This is a genomic window from Vibrio sp. 2CM40D (genome assembly GCF_023161825.1).
Classification (GTDB): domain Bacteria; phylum Pseudomonadota; class Gammaproteobacteria; order Enterobacterales; family Vibrionaceae; genus Vibrio; species Vibrio alginolyticus.
On record NZ_JALNTL010000007.1, the window covers coordinates 58,018 to 78,876 of the forward strand.

Here is a 20,859-nt window from a genome sequence, read left to right on the forward strand (position 1 = left end):
CATGAAACAGCAACACAAAAACCTACTGATGGCACTGATTATCACGTTAATCGTGATTGCCGCTATCAACAATATCAGCGTACTCAACCCAGTGCGTGAAACTCTCAACGGCGAAAATGGGTGGTTCTAATGGAAGCACTAAAACAACCTTTTAACCCGCGTCCACGTGAGCTTGACCCTGTTGAGGGCGTGAACTGGGGCAACCAAGCCACCTTGCGCTTGGTATCGGGTCCAACCTACCAAAACATTGAACTGGTGACGGACATTCTCGACGCGGCAGACATCGAGCGCATCACGGTGAAAGTGAACGGCCGTGAAATCGTCAACGTCACGGGTCAAGACCTGTTCGACTTGCAAGAGCACAAAAAAGAATACGTGCAAGCGGGTCGCTACGTGCTGAACTTCTCGGATTTGTCGATGCGTACCAAACTGGGTATCCGTACAGGTGAGTTAGTGACGCTGCAAGGCGAAATCTGGTTCATGTACATCCAGCTAAAAGCCAAAGCGGGTGCCGCGGCACCAATGATTCGCGCTCGTGCTCATACCACGGCGGCGCAAAGCCAACGCATTTACATGCCGCGCATCTATTCGCAAACATGGTACGCCGCATCAAGTGGTCGCACGCCGTTTGACTTTGCCGAGCGTAGCGCGGCGCTGTCTATCAAGCGTTTGCACCTCAAAGACAACACGATTGAACGCGTTCGCGTCCTGCGTGATGAGCGTGAAGAGCTCAACGTCAACAAGGCCGATAACGCCTACGACTTAGCCGCGGCGGGTCGTGAGCAAAATGCGGGCTTCTTCTCGATGGACTTCACGCGTTGCGGGTTTGGCAGTGAAGCACGTTTACCAACGGCGGCCATGAAACAACTGGCGTTTGAAGTGGAAAAAACTGCGGCGGGTAGTATTCCGGTGCTGATTGAAGCCATCGAACAAGTGGCGGTGCCTACCGCGCAGTAAGGGGGCGTTATGGCGCAAGAGCAAAGCATGTGGGGTTCCATTTGGGATGGCGTCTTAGAAACGGGCGGCGAACTGATGACCGACGTCACCGACTTGGGCAAGGACTGGCTCGGCGTAAAGATTGAGAACGAAGCTCAACGCGTCGAATCCAGCAATCCAGATGAACAGCGAAAGCACAATAACGACTACCAACAACCCACGGGTGAGCCTGTGTACACCTCCGCGTTTGCGGGGGTGACCACCACGCACCTGATGATGGGAATGCTGTTCGTACTGTTGTTATTGGCGATGTTCTACGTCGCTAAGGGGAAGAAGTAATGCCGTTTATTCCATACCTGATTGTAGGTGCGGTGGGCGTATGGGCGGGCATCAAAGTCTCGGGCGGGTTTGACCGCATCGGATGGGTGCTCGGTCTGCTTCTGGTGTGTTATGTCCTGTACAAGAAAGGATTCAAATTATGATTGGTGGGCTTTTAGGCAATTCCGGCTCAATGCCAATTAGCGCCAACGGTGGACCCGCAGTCAGCGGTGCCGATGGTGAATCAAGTGGCAGCCTCTCGGTAGGCAATATCAACATGGGCGGGGGCAATTCCACCACGTTGATGATTCTTGTAGTGATTGTGATTGCGGCGGTGTTGCTATGGAAAAAGAAGTAATTGAAGTCGTGACGCAATCGAAACGTGCGCTTGGTGAACTCAAGCCCGCGTTTCGCGCTTGCCCTGATGCGTATATCGAATTGTGCAAAGCGGTCAAGGATGGCCGCGTGAGTTTGTATCGCCTAATCAGCAATGAAAATGATCTCATCATTGCGGGTGAGCGAGACGGGGATAACTACTTTTTGTGGGGCGTCGCGGGTCACGGTCTGCGTTCGGGAATTATCCAGTTATGCAAAGTGGTGAAAGCGGCGGGCATGTCATCCATGACCGCCGACACGGCCTTTGATGGCGTTGCCCGTTTGGTGCGTTCGATTGGTGTGACCGCCAAGCAAGACGGCGACTTTATTCGTTTGGATTTGGGAGTGCTGTAAATGGGTAGTTCTAAATCAAAATCGAGCAATACCAGTAACACCACTAACGTCAGCGGTCAGAATGCCATTAGTGGCGATAACCTCGGTGTAGCGATTTCGGGGGTGAACAACTCGACCATCAACACCACCATGACCGACCACGGCGCCGTCAATGCCGCCATGGAGCTTGGCGAAAAAGCGTTTGATGAAGCCTTTGCGTTTGGCGGTGAGATGCTCAACAGCAATGAGCGTATTTCGCTTGAAGCGATGGACACCACGCACGACATTGCCGAAACCGCCATTGATGAAGTGGCCGATTTTGCGGGCGATTCCTTGGCAACGTACGCCTCAACCAACAGTGAAAACCTCGATATGTTGGCGGGACTGGCGGGCAACCAAGCGGCGCAGAACTCGAAGAACCTGCAAGCCATGATGGACTTGGCGAAATTCAAACAAGACGGCGGGCAAGTCGAAACAAGCAAGATGATGGTGATGTTAGCAATCGTGCTTGTGTTGGTGCTTGGCTACGTAATGGTGAAGAAACGATGAACACGCAACTATTAGCGGGTCAAGCCATCCCGCTGACGCCAGATGGTAATTGGCTGTATCTGAAAGCGGCGCAAGCTGAAATCGAAATCTATCGCGAATCGTCCGGTGAGCGCGTTACGCTTGGCAAGTCGTCGGTGTTTAATGTGGGCGAGGGTAAACACCTTGGGCGTTTGCTTATCTCAAGCCGCACCGATAACCAGATTGAAATTCAATTTGGCTTTGGGATGTTCACGCCGCCCGTTGAGGGTCAAAGCGTGGTGGTGCAAGCACTGCCGAATGTGGTGATTGAGCGCATGCCAGGGGTGACGGTGGAACACTTACCCGCGGTAGAAATCGCGCCCAATCAACAACTGGCAGTGAATCAGCTTCCCGCGGTTGAATTGGCCGCGAATCAACAGCTCGGCGTCACGACGTTACCGCCTGTTGAGTTCAAAGCGCCGCAACCCGTGACGGTTCAATCGTTGCCATCGGTGGAAGTGTCTGCATTACCTGCGGTCACGCTCGAAGCAACGCAAGTGGTCAACGTCGATGCGCAAGTCAGTCGCAACCTCATCACCGAAGCGGTGAGCGTGTTCCCGCACAACATTGCGCAAAACGCCACGCGTAAAGCCATCACGATTAAGGCAGCGAAAGCCAACACCGCCTCGGTGTTCATTGATGCGTTTGAACTGGAAGCGGGCGAGCGCATCACCATTGAAAGCACGGCCGACATGACCTTAACGGGCGCGGAGGGTGACAGCGTCACACTGTTGGAGGTGTAACCATGCCGTTGTTTATCTTAATTATTTTTGTTTTTGGAATTGGAGCGTTAACCATGACGACATCAACTACATCAAGCGTTCGCGGGATTCGCATTAATAACCCGCTCAACATTCGCATCGCACCAAATGCATGGCAAGGCAAGGTGACGCCGTCACGTGATAAAGCCTTTGAAACCTTTCAAGCGCCCGAATGGGGCTTTCGTGCGGGCGCCATTTTGCTGCGTAACTATCAGCGCCGTCATGAACTGCACACTTTAACGGAAATCATTCACCGCTTTGCGCCACCAAACGAAAACCACACGGCCAACTATGCACGCTTTGTCGCGGGTCGCGTTGGTGTGGGTATGGATGAGCGCATTGACTTGGTGAACAACAAGCCGCTGTTGGTCGAAGTGCTTCACGCGATGAGCATCATGGAAGTGGGTCGCCACTACAGCAAAAACACGGTGCTTAAAGGCGTCAATCTGGTTTAGGGAGAAACACAACATGTTTGAACGTTCAACATTAAAAGGTTTAACGCTTCTCGGTTCCGTTATCGCTGCGGCGACGGGCTACGGCCATTTATTTAGCGTGGAGCTGACTGATACGGGCGTGAATTTTGGCGGCGCGGTTGGCTTAGCCATTCCCGCCGTGATTGGTGCGTATGAGTCGTTGCCGGACAAGTGGAAACCAAGCAAAAAAGTAGGGGGCTTGGATGGAAAACGCCCTTATTAACGCCTTATCGGGTCTGGGGTTTTCGTCCGAGTCGCTGGTCATGTTTGTGCTTATCGGCATGAATCTGAAGTACCAAATCGCCATCAATAAACAGCTTACCCAAGGGCTGCAAGATGTACGCGAAAGCGTGTTGGTGCTCACGGCAAAACAGACAGATTAAAGAGTATTTATCATGACAGATTCAGTTAAACCGCTTCCAACGGGAAGCACGGATAAAAAAGTCGAGCACATTGCCGACTATCTAGAGCGCGCCATGGCAGAAGTGGCGCTTGCTGGCAATGCGCCTGACAACCTATTGCGAAACCCAAGCTTTGCGGAGTATTACAGCGCAACGCTTTCGAATGATATTTTGTATGGCCACGCGGTAGACAAAGCCAAATCTTTTAACTTCATGAAAGGCATTGCAAAACCTATTTGTTCATCGTGGAGCATTGAGGTTCAACACGGCGGCAGTATCAGTTATTGCAAAGTGAAATCCGGCCGATATAGCAAAGCCGACCTACACCAAAACAAGGATGGTAATGCCGTTATGTTTGGTGGTCTTGGTATGACGGGTAACGGTGCCAATGCGGTGTTGTTCCAAGAGTTTGATACACCAACGTTGATTGAAGATGGTGAGCAAAACTACTACGCCTATGTGCGCTGCTGTCAGGCAGGTGGCCCGCAAAAGATTCGCTTTGGTATTTGTGATTTGGACGGAGACGGCAACGCAACCAGTATCCGAGCGTCACGCACCGTTGAACTTCCGGCGGGCTTGTACGACGTGAAAGAGTTCTGGCTTGAAATCCCAAGTCTGGCCGAAGGTGGCGCGACCATTAACTATCGTAAACGTGCGTTTTTCATCGAAAGCGCCGCGCGGGGCGTGTTGTCCGTGGAAGGTGCAGGGGTGTACTACGGCAAAGCCGGACAAGTACCAAAACTCAATTACACCAATCAAGGCATCGGGAAAGAGTTCATTATCACCAAGAAGTTCTCAAAAGCAGACCCAACCTTTTTCCTACCTTGCGTTGAGGGCTGTTACCCCATTGATAAACACCTGTCGTTTATCATCATGGGCAACCAAGGCTTTGAGTTTGAATTCCAAGCGCGGGACACCGATTTCAGCTTGGGCGATGATGGCACCGTCACGATGTCGAACATTGGCATGGTGAGCTCAACGGCAAATGCGCAGGTTCGCGGCTTCTTTAGCCAAAACCTATACATGAACTTTTTCGATGTCGCGCCGCCGCTAGTGTGAGCAATCAACTAAAGCCACAATAAAAAGCCGAGCCCTAGTGATAGAGTTCGGCTTTTTGTCGCTATGGTCATAAATCTAAAACTCACAGAGTATTTAATGTTTGTTTTTTGATGCGCCAATATGCGCTTTGTTACTTAATGAGCGATAATTCAATATGCAATAACGCGATAACAAAACGGAGCAATAGCAATGAAGCTTTCTTTATTCTGCATTACTGCACTACTGTCAGTTATAAGCTTTTCCTCTTATAGCCATCCGGGCAGAACAGCATCAGATGGTTGCCATTACTGTCGTACTAATTGTGAAAAATGGGGAGTGCCCAAAAACCAGAGGCATTGCCACTTCTACAATGAGCCAACTGAAGAAGAGATGCTTAACTCTACGGTGGTCAAAGAATACAGCGACGAAGAAACCACTTTCGTGACTCTATTGAAAGGTGACACGTGGAGCACTTTTGAAACGAAGCACGACGGTGAACAAGTGCAACAATGATAAACGAGGCTTAAACCTTGCGAACTGGTTCGAATCGTTATTAATGACGATTTACACAGCGAGTAGGGAGCCGATACTTTTAGCGGGTCGATTGACCTCGATAGGCTTCAAACGAAAGCCACCAAAGCCGAAGCCTAAAAAAGCCGAACCCTTAGCGATGGGGTTCGGCTTTCTTAATTTCTCTTTTACAAAGAATAACCTTGAATGACTCATGAAATTTGAGATAATTTTCAGATAGTACACCATATGGGTTTAAGACATGTCGGATGCGGACGATAGTATAAAGGCTATTGCTAATATAATAGATATAAGTTCCGAGCAACAAAAAAAGTTAATGGAACACTCCACAGAGAATGTTAATGCTATCGGAGATATTGCCACTAGGCTAAGTGAGGCAAATGCTGTTATTAACAATAACGAACTTCCTCAAGAGGTTCGTGTCGTTTTAAAAAGCGTTATTCGCGACATCATTGACACATGCAAAAAGCTTATGGATGAAGATGAAAAGATCTCACACTATGTTCAGAACAGTCATAATGAAACAATTAATAACCTTGTTAAGATTTTGGAGTTTGTAAGTAACGATTCGGTAGGTGACAACGATGTTAAAGCCGAATAGTGCAACACAAATATTAGCTGAACAACTAAGACAAAAGGCTCAAGCACAGTCTGGAACAGCAAAATCACAGCAAGCTCATTACAAAGATATAAATCGACGATTAGAAAAACTAGAAACAGAAACAACACAGCAGGATAAACAACACGATCCCAAGACTCGCAGCGAACTTACGATGAAGTTTGTTGTTTTCTTTTTCTCTTTACTAGCAGCATCTTATTTGTTTGTTCTTATGTACAACGAAGCTGCTGTAACTTGGATGATTCGTTTGAAAGACAAAGGTTTAGATGAAGCTGCAAAAGCTGTAACTTTACTTGACTTTCAAGCGGTTATTTCTCTTGTGATTAGTGGTTTGGGAACATCTCTTGGTTTTATTATTGGCTATTACTTTAAAGACAAAAACTCAAACTAAATAACATTTTTCAAATAAAACAAAGGCAGCCATCATTTGACGGCTGCTTTTTTATTTGGCCGACCTGTCCTTGGTTGGTAGCCAAGGGGCTGATTTCATCCTACGGCCGCCACGAAACGGCAGCAAATTTTCCTTAGCAGGATAAACCTTGGGATACTTAAAGTGTCCGTACATTTCCACAAACTGACGATGTTCGTCACGCCAAAATACAAAGCTTTCCAATTCTTTAGGGCTGAACTCACGACCAGATGGCGTGATTAACACAGCACGTTGCTCACAAACTCGAAACCCAGACCAACGAATATCATTAGGCAAATAACCAAGCGATTTAATGAGTAGAAGTTTTTCCGCCATCGGATTCACCGGAACGGTGCCATCTAACCAACGAACAACCGTTGGTTTGGTAACGTGAAAAAACTCGGCGCCTTGCTTAAGGGTTTTAAATTCGCGCCAGAATAGAGTGCAGAATGATTCGTGAAACATGACAACGCTCGCAATTTGATGAACAGACTAAAATTATTTTTTTCTTGTTTTTTCGCCTAAACCGAACGCCTCATAATGTGGCGGTAAGGGTGTTGGGCGAGTTTTGTAGATTGCGGGAAACAATCGCCAGTAATAGTACAAACGACTTAAACGTTTAAAACTCACAAAATTAAAATTTACGGCTTGGTTATCAGACACTTATGAAAGGCTTAATCAAAGAGTTAGACTTTGTTAACAAAAAGCTCCTTGGTGCGCATTATATCTGCTTATGTTGAATGTGATTGCATATGCCAGTCCTATAAAATGTCTCTCTTTTGAGGGACTATTCAATGAAGTATCACGAAATGACTAAAAACTATATTTTTCGTGAATTTGAATGTGGTTTATCCGTCGAACAAGCTGCTGAACTTTGTTTAAAAACTGTGAGGACAGTCAAAGAATGGGATAAGGGGAAAACCATTCCTCCTGAGTGTAAACGGCTCATGAGAATGACAAAGGGAAGAGAGCTGAGCCCTTCAGACCAGTGGGAGCACTTTAAAATGCATTATGACAGATTAGAACTTCCAACAGGGCAACTGGTAACGGCACAGCAAGTTTTAACCGGAATTGCACTATTAGAGATTGGGGCGTTAACTGATTTAGAGGCCGCAGGACGAGTATTAAAATATGCTAGAGCGCTAAAGAAAATTATGTAAACAAAGGCTCCATCTAGGAGCCTTTAAACCATTTCTCATTGAATTTATCTTTAGCTTTGTTATAAGACTGCATAAGATTTTGATATAGCTCTCCCTCATTTTGCAAACTTTCAATCTTACGTAAGACTTTCTCAGAATCTTCTAATAAAAAAATAGGACTAGATATTAGGGAGTGAACCGTTAATATATATGCCTTCAAGTACGCTTTGTAATCTTTTAAAGATTGATAAAAAGCATCTTCTATTAAGGGAGATGCGTGTAACTCTGCTCGAACATTGCTATTAAACTCAGGAAAAGCGCTCGTTATTTTCGACTCATCTATCATCTCGCGCATTTTCTTAACTTCCGCTCGAGCGCCAAAAACATCTTGACCATTAAAACTTAAAGCATTCTCATATAGATACTGCAACTGATAAGCTTGATATAGTGAGAAAATCTCTATTTTATCTTGTATTAAGTCTAATTTATTTAGAGCCTCAGTGTCTTTATCAAATAGCTTGGCGTGTGTAATCTGTTTTTTCCAAGAACTATAAGCCTTGTATGCAAAAAAAAGAGCAGCTATTGTTGCAATGTTTGCCAGTACGGATAGTAGTTCCTGTGCCACTTTCCACACACCCTGCGCTTCCGCTCCGGTTTGTAACCCTGCGTAAAACAAAACCCAACCGACAAAAAATAATATCAAAATTCCTGCTTTATCCATTTTCCTTCGTACTTTCATCTATGAACAAAGATTATCCTGAGTACTTAAACTAACACATGATAGCATAATCACTAAGTTGTTTAGCGCGGGGTACATAAAAGCTGATTTCAATAACACACCAAACAAAAGCGATATGCTACCATGCACTCATTTTTTATGAGTGAGGAACGGAAAGTGCCTGAATTACTGATAGTTATATCCTTAGCGTGTATTGTGTATCTATTCACAAAGAAGGGTAAGAAACCTAAACGTAGGCTTAACGAATGGGAACAAGGTGCAGCAGTCAGAAGACCGAACAGCATACATTCTTTTGAACCTAAAGCTGTAGAAAAGAACCCAAAGATAGTCGAAGTGCCTCTACCGAACACGGGCAATCAGACTAATTCTGTACCTCACAAGAAAAGTACATACTTGGCCACCAAGACAGAGCGCCGATTCTACAAAGTGTTGCAGGAGCTTATATCTGATGAATACGTAATTCATAGTCAAGTTTCATTAATGGCGTTGGTTCAACCGACCAACTTTAAAGACAACTCTCGAACTTGGGCTAAAAGAATGGACTACGTGATAACGGATAGAGATACAAAAGTCTTGGCGGTCATCGAGCTGGATGACTCATCTCATAGGCAGAAAAAGAGACAAGAACGAGATATATACGTAAACAATGCACTTAACGGACACCATCCGTTGCTTCGGTTTGAAGCTAGAAGCTCTTATGACAAAACACATATCGCAACCGTATTAGAACGTGACACGATAATAAAGTGTAGAGAATTGGAAAGCGTATTACAGTACAGCTAAAGCAGAGCCGAACAGCAATTGTTCGGCTTTTCTTTTAACTCAAAGTATCGTGGTTCTTATCGTTACTTTAAGTTCTTTATCTACCGTATTGGTCTTTTCTGACCGGAATAGAGCACCAAGCAACGGAACATCCATCAAGACAGGTACACCGCTTACCGAGTCGCGTTGCTCTTGGGAAATCAAACCACCTAAAGAGATCGTTTGGCGGTCTTTGACCTTGACCACGGTTTGCAGTGTTCGCGTATTGGTGATGATGTCGGATGCGATAGAAGAGTCCGTTACCGAGTCAGATTTTTGCATTATCTGTAACACAACATGATCACCAATTACATGTGGTACTACCTCAAGTGACACGCCCACATCCTTACGCTCAATTTGCTGGACTCGATTACCGCCGTCAGTTACCTCAGACGAAGTGAGGAACGGCACGTTCTGACCAACCGTGATATAACCCCGCTCCCTGTCCATAATGAACATGTTTGGGCGTGATAAGAGCTTGGTATTCTGATTCTTTGATACAGCTTTGATAAGCGCATTGAAATCACCGCCCTCATAGAACAACAGGTTATCAACGGCTTTCTTAATTGCGGTAGGCTGCGAAACAAAGCCAGCCTCACTCAGTGCTAAGTCCATATTTACGCCGACTTCCTGAGAATCACCGAGCTCAGTTTCGGTAATTACCGCCTCGATAAAGACTTGCTTTTGTGGTCTATCAATCCCTTTGATGAGCACATCAATGTGCTTCAATTGGTTTGCAGAGCCAGTAACGATAATGCTGTTTGTGGTCGGTAGCACTTCAACCTTGTAATTCTTAATCGCTTTATTGTTCAGTGTTTGATTCTGCGTTGCAGCAAGCATCGAGGAAATCAAATCAACGACCTTGGTATTTCGAACATTCTCAAAGAAATACAGCTTCACTTGAGAGGGTTCGAACGTCTCCACCTTGTTCGCGTCGGCAATGATGGTAAAAACGCCGTGGTCATGTGTAAGCTCGTAACCGTGCGCGCGAAGCACGGAAAGGAAAAAGGCTGGATAGTCCTCATCTTTCAAATCGGGTGCGGTAAAGCTGACCTCACCAGTAACACCTTGACCTAGCACCACCGTATTCCCAGTATGAACCGAGAACCACGATGCAAAGTCTCCAATCGGTGTGTTCTTTGCCTCAAAAGGCGCAGAGCTTGCAGCAAAAGAAGGGGAGCTGAGCAGGGTGCACGCGAGCAGAAAGGTGGTAATGCTGGATGTGGAAAAGTTGGAACAAGCCGTAGTTTGTTTCTCAACTTTACCACAGCGCATAGTGAGCAACGAGAACGCTGATAATAAGCCTCCGGCACAATAAGATTTTTTTTGTTTTTTTGAAAGACAAGCTGTGAGTTTTGCGATTATCCATGACATAAAGCGCACCTTATTCCCTAGCACATGACTTTGAATGATTGACCGTTGCCGCTAACCGTAATGGAGCAAGAGCCGTTAGATTGAGCCGTAAAGCCCTTTGCGTATAGTTGCGACGACGACAGACGCACATCGTCCTTAACGAGCACAAAAGACGGGGCTACGTTTGGGGGATTCATTGACGATTCGATTCGATAGCCGTCGAGCAAGTCACTCAATGACTCGCGAGGCACCGCCGTTTGAGCCGTTTCGGGTTCCGTCGACATGTTCGGCGTGCCAACCAAGGTGAACACCGCAAACGAGACGGCGACACCTGCCGCAAATACACTGAATCGAGAGTATTTACGGAGATAGATTTTCGTAATGCGCATGATATTTCTCAACGTATACGGGACAGTGTAACGTCCGTGGGTATAGTAGGGCGGCAATACTGAAAAAACGCCGTCCTCATAGTTGTTTCTAAACATCTGCTTAGTGTCGTAAGAACTGTATAAATCCGTACCCCAGAGCATCCATTTATCGACAGTGAGCGAGTTCGCGTTGTCACCATATTTCACAATGCCAACGTGCAACTTAGGCATTTTCAACTTGAGTTGACCGAGCGTCAGAACGGATACCGCAGTCGAGATGATAGGGACTTGAAGACGGTCTAAACGACGACAAAACACGGTGTGCTCAGCCAGTGCGAGACGCGCTTGTTTATCAACAATCGAAATGTCTTGAACGATGAAAATGACATCCCATCCAAGCTTTCGAATATGCAAAAGGTGATCAATTAACTTTTGTCGATTCTTATCGTTCCATGTGCGCGAGTTAAACCACGTTCCGCACTCATCGAGCACAATCAAGCCGTCTTTTTTGGTGTCATAGCTCTTGTTTGCCGAACCAATCACCATCAAATCTTCTACCTGAGGCTTGTCTGGTAAGCGATAAAGACGAGTGTTGCGCTTATCGCGTCCAAGCATTTCTTTCAAGTTGATATCGAGGTTTGTCGCTACAGGCACACCGCGCATAAACGCCTCGCGAATCTTACCGACTGCTGTTAGCGTTTTGCCTGAGCCGAGCTTACCCGTGACAAAGTAGACCGATGCCATTACGCCGCCCTCACAATCGCGTAGAACTTCCACTCCCACACCCAACGCAGCAGACGCGCCGAGTAAATCGCACTCACGCAAGGAATTGCGTTATTTGGGATAAACATGCCCGCCGCTTGTGACCAAAACGGGGGCGTGACGTAAGAAAGCCCAGTGGCAAGCGTATAAATGGCAAGAGTGAGCGCGAGTGTAAGCCCAATCAATAAGGTAATAATCACCAAGTTAATCGTGACGTTGCGCGCCTTGGCGATAAAGAACCAACCAAACAGAGTCGTCGCTATTTGTGCTATAAACGCGACCAAAGCAGGTAAACGCAACGCCGCACTAATGCCTGAAACAATAGGTAATAGCTGAATCATTAGTAATATCTCCCTGAACCTGGCTTGTTACTTGGTACAGGCGTGACCTCAGTCAGCAGGATTTCAACAAGCGTCTTAATCGTGTAGATGTAAATCAGAATAGAGAGGATCATTTTCAACTTATGAGAAAACTCACAAGAGATTGAAACGTTCCCACCATTGAGTGTTGGCAAAGAAAGCCGCATACATTCGCTAGGTTGTGGAAGCAAGTTAAGGAATGAATCAGAGACCGCAGTAATATGCGCCTCAGATTCAGCCGTAATATTCTTTTCAAGCAAATCATTTGCCGCACCAACAACCGTCGATTCATAAGAGCCTAAGGCACCGGAAACAATCGAATCCGCTTGAGTTAATGCATCACCAACAAAGTTACTATCCAATCCATGAGGACTTTCACAGAATCTATTCTCAGGAGTAGGTACACATGGTTTTAAATCGTCGAGCTTATCCGAAAGCTCATCAAACCCTTGTTGGTTGGTTTGCTGCAAATCTCCAAGGTCACTAGACAGCTGACCAAAACCATTACTTAACTGGTTGTTCGCCGAAGTCAGCAAGCGGTTTGTATTGTTGCCAATATCAGACAACATATCGGACTGACCTTGAATCGCATTCGCTACATGGTTTGCATTATCGACAACGGTATCGGTATTCAAATCAACCGACGCCTTGAGCGCATCAAGAGCGGACTTAGTTTCCGCTTGATTCTTGTTCATGTCGTTATTGATGCCAGTTAGCTGTGCATTCAAATCACTATTCATGGATTTAATAGCGGCGAGGGTATCACTCGTATTATCGACATCAGGCTCGGGTTTCTCTGGGTCAGGATTACCAGTACCGCCGCCACTTGGTTTATCAGGGTCGCCCAAATCACCGCCTGTTGGAGGGTCAATATCGGTATCAGTCGCACACGCTGGCCAATTGGGAGCGCCAATAACACAGGATTCTGGCTTGGGAGTATCACACCAATTGTTTTCTGGTCTACAACACATACCATATCTAGGGTCCCAATCCGGTGAGTCAGGTGTACATTCTTCTGGCTCTGGATCTTTACATGCAGGCCAATCGGATGAATCGGGAGTGCATTCGTCAGGGTCAGGCTTGGGCGGTGGAACATCACAAGACATGCGAAGGTCTGGAGGGCTAACTTGGTCGTTACAAATAATTGTTGGAGAACCACCATCAGCAAGGCAAGAAGACTCAAATTGGTTCATCTGACTTATCGTGTCAGGACGACTACAGAAAGGCGGAGAAGGCGGCTCCTCACACTTGCCAGTATCAGGATTCCATTCCTCGCCCACACCACAACTAATCACCTTAAAGTACAAAGTAGCGTTACTCTGAGCACCAGTATTACAATAACGATAATTCATACGGTCACCGGAAAAAGAGAAAGCATCAACGGGACCATTAGCATGCTTAGTTGAAAAACAACCCATATCGAGAATGTTTTGTTTAAGCTCAGCTGTACTGTTGGCACCAAGCCCCTGAATACCAGTAAAGAAATAAGGGTCCTTAGTACTCGCACGGTCAACAACGACATAAGCAGAAGCACTAAACGAAACACTCAGCAAAATAACCAGTGACGCAATGCTTTGTTTAATACTCATTTATAATCCTCACAAAAATAACGCCCCCATTCGGAGGCGTTGACCAATGGGTGTATAAAGCAGTCGTTAGAATTACGTTGCTTTGTTTGCACCTTTCTTGAATAGCTTGATGCCGATGAAGCCGACCGTCATTGGCACGGCGATACCCCATGTCGAGGTGAGCATTTCAGTGACGTAACTTGCCAGTGTGCTAAAGGCTTGTGTTGCCACTTCTGGCAGTGCTGCATTCGCAGAAGATGCCGCCATGAGAAGTGCACCACCAAATGCCGCACGTTTTGCTGTTACTACTGCGCCAGCCTTAGCCATTGCTGCGCGTACTTTGCTTTGCTTTTCCATAGTCTTATTTCCTATGTTATGGTTTATGAAGAAGTTGAAACCTCAGCCGCTTTCTTGAATCCGAGAATGTGGAAGCCAATCGAGAAGCCAAGGATAAAGGCTGTCGCGAAACAGCCGAGCATGAACTCTGATGACAGCATTTATCTTTGTCCTCCGACCATCCAACCGAGCGCAACTAGCAAGAAACAAATGCCTAAGAACACCATTAACTGAAAGTTATCGAGTCGAGCCATTAGCTCTGCAAATTGCGTCTCGGTCATGATTTAGCCCTTACTTTTCGTTTAATTGAGGTAGGGCGTAGAGATGGAAACCGTCGATAGAGACGTGTTTACCCTCATCGTTACCAAAGCTGAATTTCTTGTGTTCCACATCAAACATCATGCGATTACCCACACAACGCTTGAGCAGTTCGCCAGCCTTGCCGTTTTCCCAAAGCTCAGGAGACACGCGCACTTCAATAGTGTCTGTTGGGTTGGTCGTGATAAGACGCAGCTTGCCGTTTTGCTTTTGTTCGCCGTTACGGTCTGTTTTGGTTTCTTGAACGATGTCCGAAACATCTAGAATTAAACCTTCCATTCTCATAGTGTTTTGCCCTTATTTTTACGTTGTTGGTGAGTTGAAAATTGAAATGACAGTTATTGACACAAGTCCAAGGGAAATTAATGCATCATGTCGGGCGGGGCTGCGCCCACCCAACACGACGCATTAATTTCCTGAGGGTCGGTGAGCAACAGCGCTTCCATTTCGTCATAGAGCGCTAGGTGTTTTTCGTATTGCTCGTAAAGGTCGTCATACATACGCTCGTATTCTTTTTCACGTTCTAGCGCGTCGAAGTAATCGACCACGTTAGACATGATGCCTTGTTGAGCACGGATGAATTGTTCTTTGTTCTCGGTCTTCCAAGTACGGAAGCGAGTCGCGATAAAAATCTTATGGAACATCAAGCCATTCAAACGAGCTTGAGCCATATCGCCGTAACGAGTCGATGAGTATTCACCGCCCGAAGCAATCAGTTTTTCGATAGAGGTTGAAACGGAATATTCCGCTTTTACTGGTTGGTCTTTGCGCTTAACGAACACGCCGCCCATTGCGTAACAAAACGCTTTCCAGTCGCCCTCATCAGCAGAGCGGCGAACCTTTTCTAATAGAAAGTGTTCGTCTTGAGATAAATCTGTAAACAAAGCATCGTCCTCTTTGAATTCATCACGAAGACGACGAAGCTCACGCCATACCGTGACAGATGGACCACCAATAAATTGAAATTGACGAATTTGATTTACACGTGCCCAAGTTACGACACGTTCTGCCGCATCTGAGCCAGACAAAGACGAGCCTTTGTCAGAATCAATGTGCTGACCGTCAATGTTTTTGCTTAGGTATTTAGCGACATAGCCAACGGCCGAGCCTTGAGACCAGTCGATAACCTCCGCCTTGAAACGGGCTTTCTTTGCGCCTTTTTCGTCAGGAGAGTCAGCCATAGCAAGACGACGAAACTCAGACGTCACAAATTTGCGTGCGGATTTCTCCATGAACAGCAACAAGTGGTGATGCGGTGTGCCGTCTTGGTGAGGCTCGACAATGCGCATCCCGTAAACCTTGATTTTGCTCTTATCAATCGACTTACGAAGATTCGCCCAAACGCCCATTAGGTAAGCGTGAGCCGCTTTCGCATCAGGCTTGCCAGCCTCAAGCCATTTCGGGTTGATGTCGCCTTTAGAAACAGAGTGAAAACGAGACGGAGCCGTAACCGTGAAGAACACCGCATCGTGATTCGATTCTTGAGCGATTTCCTCAAAGCCACGCAGACGAACAAACATTTCAGCGCGGCGAATCTCAGCGTTAGAAACCGACTTAGCGGATAACTCACTGAGTGTGAAGTAGTTAGACGGGTCAGCCTCATCGTAAGCAATCGTGTTTTCTAGCGCGATACGGTTAGAAGTATTGCGGTCACGTTGACGGTTTAGAGAAAAATCCGAGCAGTAAACTTGCTTACGGCGTTGAACAAGCGCTAAATCACGCGCGACACATTCAACCTCGTAAGCACATTTACGGCGCAGTTGACGAACAAGCCAATGTTCATCAAGAGCACGGTTTACCAATGCGAAAAGCTCACAGTTGTTTTCTGCGTATTGAATTTGCTCAGGTGAGAATGCCAAGCCTAATGAATCAAGAAGCTGAACCGCTTTATCAAAACGCGCTTGTGATTCTTCAAGAGGAATCGCACTTAACACGCGAGAAAAGTCGCGTGATTTGCGCTTGGCTAGATTGGTAATTTGCTCATCTGACATCGCGTAGCTGTAGCCGTGCTCAGTCAAACGGTCGTGAGCGTCATTAACTGCGCGTACAGCTTCTAAAGCGTTGCGTGTTTTCAGGATGTCGGTGTAAGCGCGTGTCATGTGTCGAACGAAGTCGCCGTTACGGTGTAATGATTTCGGCAAGTCCAAACAAGGGTTAGAAGTAGGGCGCTCAATAAAATCTGACAGGTCGTGTGAGTAGATTGACGAACTCATTGCCGATTTCACCGCCGACGGAATGAAATCCTCAGGCGTTGTGAATCTATGGTCGACGTACTCAAAACGATGGTCGAATAAGTTGTCAGGAATGTGTTCACATGAAGCCCAAGAATGGACAGGAACAAAATCAATCCATTCTTGTTTGCCTGATGCCAAATCAATAACAAGTTCACGCATTATTGAGCCTCAAGCTCTGAGTAGAATTTACGCTTCTCATCTTTGCCAGAGCAATGTGAAACGACCAGATACTCGTAAACGGTGACGCGACCGTCAGAGGCATAGTCGCGAGCCAAATCACCACAAAACTCATGGTCAAGATAAAACGCAAAAGTTTCGTAATCGTCGTATGGGATTTCAAACGAGTCGTAGATAAGGGAACCAAAGAAATAAATACCCGCCGCAATAACCGAGACAAGAAACAAACTCCAAGCGCGATTCAGATATATTTCTAGTTTTTTTGTATTGGAGACTTCTGACATAACAACCACCTTGACTAGTTGTGAGAGCGACCGCCGAAGCCAAGACGTAAGCGTCAAGGGCAAACGCCCAGAGCTAAGGCGGTCTGATACTGATTGAATAACCAAATTTGGTTAGTAGCGTAATCACCAAAATTGGTTAGCGCAAGACACCAAAAATGGTGATTGATGAGCTAAACTGACGGAAATGGAGGAAGCGGTATGTATCAGAACAAACTATTAGATGCCTACAAAAAGGCTCAAAGTTACGTACAAGACAAACAAATTGCAGCGGATATGAATGTGCCGCCGCAAAGAATCAGTGATTTCCGCAAAGGAAAGCGTTATATGACTGATACACAAGCAATTTTTCTTGCAGAGCAATCAGGTTTAGACCCTGAGATTGCATTGTTGGGTTGTCACGCTGATCGCAATGATAATCCGCAGATAAAAGCAGTATGGGAAGGAATTGCAAAAAAGTTTAATGGGCTTGGATTATCAGGAATCTCAATGGCTTGCACTGGATTAGCCTTAGTGATTGCAAGTCCACAGGAACCACTATTACAGTGCGCATTATATGTGTTATGTTAAATTGCATATCGCCGTACGCTAAATGCTGTCTGAGTATGCTCCTATTCCCCTGCAGATTTTAAATTTAAGGGCCTTACTGTAAGTATTAAACATAATGGTTATTTACCATAAAATACTTAATATAGATCTTAATAATCTATCGATTGTTAAGATCTATATTAACGCCTTTTTGCTTATTGAAATGACTGTATAGCTTCAAAGATATCTTGTCTTCTAACTGGCTTGGAAATGAATCCGTCCATACCGGCATCCAGGCATTTATCTCTATCGCTTTCTAGCGCATGTGCAGTTAACGCTATAATTGGGGTCCTGAGACCTTTATCTCGAATAAGTCTTGTTGCGGTAATTCCATCCATCACTGGCATCGAGACATCCATGAGAATCAAATCGATTAAATCCTCATTCTCTTCTAAAAATGTTAATGCCTCTGCTCCATGGCTTGCGATATGAACATTATGGCCAAGCTTATTTAAGATAAGCTTTATTACGAACTGATTCGACTCGGTATCTTCTACGACGAGAAGTTCCATTGCTTTTGTCGGTTGATTGGTTTCGATTCTAACTGGACGATTTTGATTACAACGAGTCAAAACTGGAATCGAAATCGTAAAGGTTGAACCAACATGCTCATCACTTTTAACGGCAATCTTGCCACGCATCATTTCAACTAAATGCTTGGTTATTGCGAGTCCCAGTCCTGTACCACCAAAGCGTCTCGTGATGGAACGGTCTCCTTGATGAAATGCCGTAAACAAGTGCTCTTGCTTTGCTTTAGATATACCAATTCCAGTGTCAGATATTGAGATCACAAGTTCAGCATCTTGCTCAGATACAGAAACTTTTACTTCACCTTCGTCTGTAAACTTTATTGCATTCCCTATTAGATTAAACAGGATTTGAGATAACCGCGTGGAGTCAATCCAAAATTGTTTGTCATTAGTGACAGTACAGTTGAGTTTAAATTGGAGATTTTTCTTCTTAGCTATTTGTTTTTGCTGAGAAATAACAAAAGTGACAGTGTCTCTTAAATTAATCCATTGTTCATTGAGCTGAAAGCGACCAGACTCGATTTTAGAGAGATCAAGAATGTCACTGATTATCGCGAGAAGTAACTCTGCAGAGCACTCCATTTGGCTCAACGCATCAATTTGTTCTTCTGACAAGGTTGATTGCTTCAGTATATCTAGCATTCCAAGAACGGAATTTAAAGGGGTTCTTATTTCATGGCTCATCATCGCTAAGAACTCCGACTTAGAGCGGTTCGCAAGCTCTGCTTCTTCTCTTGCTTTAGCGAGCTGAGTTGTTCTTACCTCAACGATACGTTGTAACTTCTCTTTGGTCTCGATATCAATGACCGCCCTTTCAATTAAGGGACGAAACCGCCTCAAGGTTTCCTTATTCTCTATGCTAAAGTGCCCTTTCTGAGCTCCAATAAGTAGGATTACGGTTTGCGTTACTTCTGAACGTATACCAGTTAAAACGACCGAGTTTACATGGCTTTTTATAAAGCTGTTTAAGTTAACAAACTCAGCGAGTTTATCTGGCTCGAACAGTAGAATGCATTCACCATTGAGAGCTCTTTGATAGGTGTTACCGTGTAACCAGGATACATTGTCAAATACGCTATTAGTTGATATCAATGTCCTGAAGGGATATCGCTCACCATCGCGAGTCAGTACAATAAAATCATCGAAGTTGATGTACTTTTTGAGGACATTGTTTAATCCCGTAAATATCTCATGCCGATTCTTTGCCTCACTCATCGCAGATATCGCGGAAAGAATGGCCTTGTTTTCATCAGCGAGTAGTCGTTCTCTTTGTCTAGCCTGCTTTAGCTCAACTAACGCTTCTTGAAGCGCTTCCTGTTGATATATGTCTAAGTATTTATCTTTCATAAGGTTTATGGAATATAGCCGATGAAATCATCAGGTTTCCATGTCCATTCTCACCACCAATAAATCTACCTTGCTCGCCGAAAGTAAAAGGGCAAATAAAAGGCAAATGTTCTAGTTCTTGGTTAATTTGTTCACAAACGCTATTCATGTCTTGCATTAAGTGCAACATGGGACCTGCGCAAAAGATATTTATCACTCCAATTTTTCGAGACTCTTCTAATTTTTGGTTAAAAGCGGCATTGACGACTTTTGCAGCGCGCGCAACGAGATGCTCACGACTTCCTTTCATTAATGTGAGCTCGTCACCCTCTTCTATTCGTGTAAACAACTCGATTCCACCATCTGGCGTCTCACGGATCGGATGGGATAACTTGTAATATGGGCGATCATAGAGATGACCTGCGATCCGCCCTAATGGATAAGCACTCGAGTTTGTAAACAGCATATTATCTTTACCTACTTGGTTATCCTGGTGATTTGTCCACCTTCTATAAACATTGAGCGCAGGTTCATTATCAATTTCAAGTAAGCATCTATCGTTGGTCTTGGTTGCAACACCTTTGATATTAGTTGGTGTATGCCCAGCGCTAAAAGCGATATCAACAGGTTGAGAGGAGTAAAAGAGAGTTAAGCTTAAACCTGAAGTTTGAGAGCCTTGGGCGGTTATCACAGACCATTTCCCAGCGATGTTATTATCAGCGGCCGAACCACCAATAATTGGAATTAGAGTTCCAAATCTTTCATCTATAGACGCAATGATTGATTCCTCTTGCCCTGGTGTAGCATGAAGTAGAATTAAGTTTGGTACCTCTCCTACACGGTTTGCGTTCTCAAGGGCCATATCCAAAGCCTTGGTGACGCTGTCACCTGAGTTGTGATTAGAAATACCAGTACCATAAGCATGAGGACCTGTATCATAAACAGCAAGTGCCGCAATTACTGGGCCTGTATGAAAGCCCTGATCTGTCATTACGGCTTGACATGAACTGGCGCCATGAAAAGGCACACCAGGAAAATGCGCAAGAAACGCTTCTCGAATCAACTCAAAATTGTATTCTTCCGTGTAGTAACACATCACGTAAGACAAGCTCTGTTGTGTCAATTCGGACCTGAGCGTTTTTATCGCTGAGTCTTCATCTTTAATATGAGTAAAAACTGATTGGCAATGCATACGATTTTATAATTGGATATCACTCTG

The 20,859-nt window shown here is 45.4% G+C and carries 29 protein-coding genes; 17 read left to right on the plus strand and 12 right to left on the minus strand.

The features are described from left to right. The first annotated feature begins 1 nt into the window (after position 1). The 14 genes from MTF70_RS24375 to MTF70_RS16740 all read left to right on the plus strand — a co-directional run bounded on the left by MTF70_RS24375 (position 2) and on the right by MTF70_RS16740 (position 6,743). On the plus strand, positions 2-130 hold the full coding sequence (locus MTF70_RS24375) for a hypothetical protein (protein ID WP_005457441.1): 129 nt from the start codon (positions 2-4) through the stop codon (positions 128-130). Then, positions 130-957: a major capsid protein P2 gene (locus MTF70_RS16680; RefSeq protein ID WP_205461039.1), complete on the plus strand. Its 828-nt coding sequence runs from the start codon at positions 130-132 to the stop codon at positions 955-957. The genes MTF70_RS24375 and MTF70_RS16680 overlap by 1 nt, the downstream gene beginning before the upstream one ends. 9 nt (positions 958-966) lie before the next feature. Beyond that, a complete protein-coding gene (locus MTF70_RS16685) occupies positions 967-1,275 on the plus strand; it encodes a hypothetical protein (RefSeq protein WP_025627790.1) in 309 nt (102 codons plus the stop codon). A 139-nt stretch (positions 1,276-1,414) separates the two neighbouring features. After that, entirely contained in the window at positions 1,415-1,612 is a 198-nt protein-coding gene (locus MTF70_RS16690) for a hypothetical protein (RefSeq protein WP_005457419.1), read from the plus strand. Continuing rightward, positions 1,597-1,983: a DNAase gene (locus MTF70_RS16695; RefSeq protein WP_248394097.1), complete on the plus strand. Its 387-nt coding sequence runs from the start codon at positions 1,597-1,599 to the stop codon at positions 1,981-1,983. The genes MTF70_RS16690 and MTF70_RS16695 overlap by 16 nt, the downstream gene beginning before the upstream one ends. Next, entirely contained in the window at positions 1,984-2,511 is a 528-nt protein-coding gene (locus MTF70_RS16700; RefSeq protein WP_017636232.1) for a hypothetical protein, read from the plus strand. Next, the gene (locus tag MTF70_RS16705) at positions 2,508-3,272 is read left to right on the plus strand and encodes a hypothetical protein (protein ID WP_248394099.1); all 765 of its coding nucleotides are present in this window, start codon (positions 2,508-2,510) and stop codon (positions 3,270-3,272) included. The genes MTF70_RS16700 and MTF70_RS16705 overlap by 4 nt, the downstream gene beginning before the upstream one ends. Positions 3,273-3,274: 2 nt before the next feature. Beyond that, positions 3,275-3,745 (plus strand): structural protein, encoded by a 471-nt coding sequence (locus MTF70_RS16710; protein WP_248394101.1) that lies wholly within the window; start codon positions 3,275-3,277, stop codon positions 3,743-3,745. 13 nt (positions 3,746-3,758) lie between these two features. Then, a complete protein-coding gene (locus MTF70_RS16715) occupies positions 3,759-3,986 on the plus strand; it encodes a hypothetical protein (RefSeq protein ID WP_017636136.1) in 228 nt (75 codons plus the stop codon). After that, a complete protein-coding gene (locus MTF70_RS16720; protein WP_017636135.1) occupies positions 3,967-4,146 on the plus strand; it encodes a hypothetical protein in 180 nt (59 codons plus the stop codon). The genes MTF70_RS16715 and MTF70_RS16720 overlap by 20 nt, the downstream gene beginning before the upstream one ends. A 12-nt stretch (positions 4,147-4,158) precedes the next feature. Next, a complete protein-coding gene (locus tag MTF70_RS16725; protein WP_248394103.1) occupies positions 4,159-5,223 on the plus strand; it encodes a hypothetical protein in 1,065 nt (354 codons plus the stop codon). Between the two features lie 189 nt (positions 5,224-5,412). Next, positions 5,413-5,715: a hypothetical protein gene (locus tag MTF70_RS16730; protein ID WP_140370820.1), complete on the plus strand. Its 303-nt coding sequence runs from the start codon at positions 5,413-5,415 to the stop codon at positions 5,713-5,715. Positions 5,716-5,974: 259 nt separating this feature from the next. Next, entirely contained in the window at positions 5,975-6,334 is a 360-nt protein-coding gene (locus tag MTF70_RS16735; RefSeq protein WP_248394105.1) for a hypothetical protein, read from the plus strand. Then, the gene (locus MTF70_RS16740) at positions 6,318-6,743 is read left to right on the plus strand and encodes a hypothetical protein (RefSeq protein ID WP_248394107.1); all 426 of its coding nucleotides are present in this window, start codon (positions 6,318-6,320) and stop codon (positions 6,741-6,743) included. The genes MTF70_RS16735 and MTF70_RS16740 overlap by 17 nt, the downstream gene beginning before the upstream one ends. A gap of 51 nt (positions 6,744-6,794) precedes the next feature. Here MTF70_RS16740 and MTF70_RS16745 read toward each other — a convergent pair whose 3' ends face one another. Next, positions 6,795-7,226, minus strand: a complete 432-nt coding sequence (locus tag MTF70_RS16745) for a phage protein (RefSeq protein WP_248394109.1) — start codon at positions 7,224-7,226, stop codon at positions 6,795-6,797. A 329-nt stretch (positions 7,227-7,555) separates the two neighbouring features. Here MTF70_RS16745 and MTF70_RS16750 point away from each other — a divergent pair, with 329 nt between their 5' ends. Beyond that, positions 7,556-7,921 carry a phage protein gene (locus MTF70_RS16750; protein WP_140359991.1) on the plus strand — a complete coding sequence of 122 codons (366 nt, stop codon included), beginning with the start codon at positions 7,556-7,558 and terminating at the stop codon, positions 7,919-7,921. Between the two features lie 13 nt (positions 7,922-7,934). Here the strand turns inward: MTF70_RS16750 and MTF70_RS16755 are convergent, their stop codons facing one another. Then, positions 7,935-8,621 carry a hypothetical protein gene (locus MTF70_RS16755; protein ID WP_203346303.1) on the minus strand — a complete coding sequence of 229 codons (687 nt, stop codon included), beginning with the start codon at positions 8,619-8,621 and terminating at the stop codon, positions 7,935-7,937. A gap of 141 nt (positions 8,622-8,762) precedes the next feature. Between MTF70_RS16755 and MTF70_RS16760 the strand changes: the two genes are divergently transcribed. Beyond that, positions 8,763-9,422 carry a DUF2726 domain-containing protein gene (locus MTF70_RS16760; protein WP_248394111.1) on the plus strand — a complete coding sequence of 220 codons (660 nt, stop codon included), beginning with the start codon at positions 8,763-8,765 and terminating at the stop codon, positions 9,420-9,422. 39 nt (positions 9,423-9,461) lie between these two features. On the opposite strand, the gene MTF70_RS16765 is transcribed toward MTF70_RS16760, so the two are convergent. From MTF70_RS16765 to MTF70_RS16800, 8 genes are all read right to left on the minus strand, one after another. Then, positions 9,462-10,814, minus strand: a complete 1,353-nt coding sequence (locus MTF70_RS16765; RefSeq protein ID WP_248394113.1) for a secretin N-terminal domain-containing protein — start codon at positions 10,812-10,814, stop codon at positions 9,462-9,464. Between the two features lie 17 nt (positions 10,815-10,831). Continuing rightward, on the minus strand, positions 10,832-11,905 hold the full coding sequence (locus MTF70_RS16770) for a zonular occludens toxin domain-containing protein (RefSeq protein ID WP_086609705.1): 1,074 nt from the start codon (positions 11,903-11,905) through the stop codon (positions 10,832-10,834). Continuing rightward, a complete protein-coding gene (locus tag MTF70_RS16775; RefSeq protein ID WP_012841818.1) occupies positions 11,905-12,264 on the minus strand; it encodes a DUF5455 family protein in 360 nt (119 codons plus the stop codon). Before MTF70_RS16775 ends, MTF70_RS16770 begins: the two co-directional genes overlap by 1 nt. Beyond that, positions 12,264-13,871 carry a chemotaxis protein gene (locus MTF70_RS16780; RefSeq protein WP_248394115.1) on the minus strand — a complete coding sequence of 536 codons (1,608 nt, stop codon included), beginning with the start codon at positions 13,869-13,871 and terminating at the stop codon, positions 12,264-12,266. Before MTF70_RS16780 ends, MTF70_RS16775 begins: the two co-directional genes overlap by 1 nt. Before the next feature lie 72 nt (positions 13,872-13,943). Further along, on the minus strand, positions 13,944-14,207 hold the full coding sequence (locus tag MTF70_RS16785) for a major coat protein (RefSeq protein ID WP_021448020.1): 264 nt from the start codon (positions 14,205-14,207) through the stop codon (positions 13,944-13,946). Between the two features lie 270 nt (positions 14,208-14,477). Further along, positions 14,478-14,783: a hypothetical protein gene (locus MTF70_RS16790; RefSeq protein WP_005389159.1), complete on the minus strand. Its 306-nt coding sequence runs from the start codon at positions 14,781-14,783 to the stop codon at positions 14,478-14,480. An 83-nt stretch (positions 14,784-14,866) separates the two neighbouring features. After that, a complete protein-coding gene (locus MTF70_RS16795; protein WP_248394117.1) occupies positions 14,867-16,897 on the minus strand; it encodes a replication endonuclease in 2,031 nt (676 codons plus the stop codon). Next, complete coding sequence (locus MTF70_RS16800; protein WP_069490310.1) at positions 16,897-17,199, minus strand: hypothetical protein; 303 nt, start codon at positions 17,197-17,199, stop codon at positions 16,897-16,899. The genes MTF70_RS16795 and MTF70_RS16800 overlap by 1 nt, the downstream gene beginning before the upstream one ends. 198 nt (positions 17,200-17,397) lie before the next feature. On the opposite strand from MTF70_RS16800, the gene MTF70_RS16805 reads away from it, so the two are divergent. Further along, positions 17,398-17,766, plus strand: a complete 369-nt coding sequence (locus MTF70_RS16805) for a DUF3693 domain-containing protein (protein ID WP_053048103.1) — start codon at positions 17,398-17,400, stop codon at positions 17,764-17,766. Between the two features lie 173 nt (positions 17,767-17,939). On the opposite strand, the gene MTF70_RS16810 is transcribed toward MTF70_RS16805, so the two are convergent. Both MTF70_RS16810 and MTF70_RS16815 read right to left on the minus strand, forming a co-directional pair. Beyond that, on the minus strand, positions 17,940-19,661 hold the full coding sequence (locus tag MTF70_RS16810) for an ATP-binding protein (RefSeq protein WP_025766635.1): 1,722 nt from the start codon (positions 19,659-19,661) through the stop codon (positions 17,940-17,942). After that, positions 19,651-20,832, minus strand: coding sequence for an FIST N-terminal domain-containing protein (locus tag MTF70_RS16815; protein WP_025766636.1), 1,182 nt, complete (start codon positions 20,830-20,832; stop codon positions 19,651-19,653). The genes MTF70_RS16810 and MTF70_RS16815 overlap by 11 nt, the downstream gene beginning before the upstream one ends. Positions 20,833-20,859 lie beyond the last annotated feature (27 nt).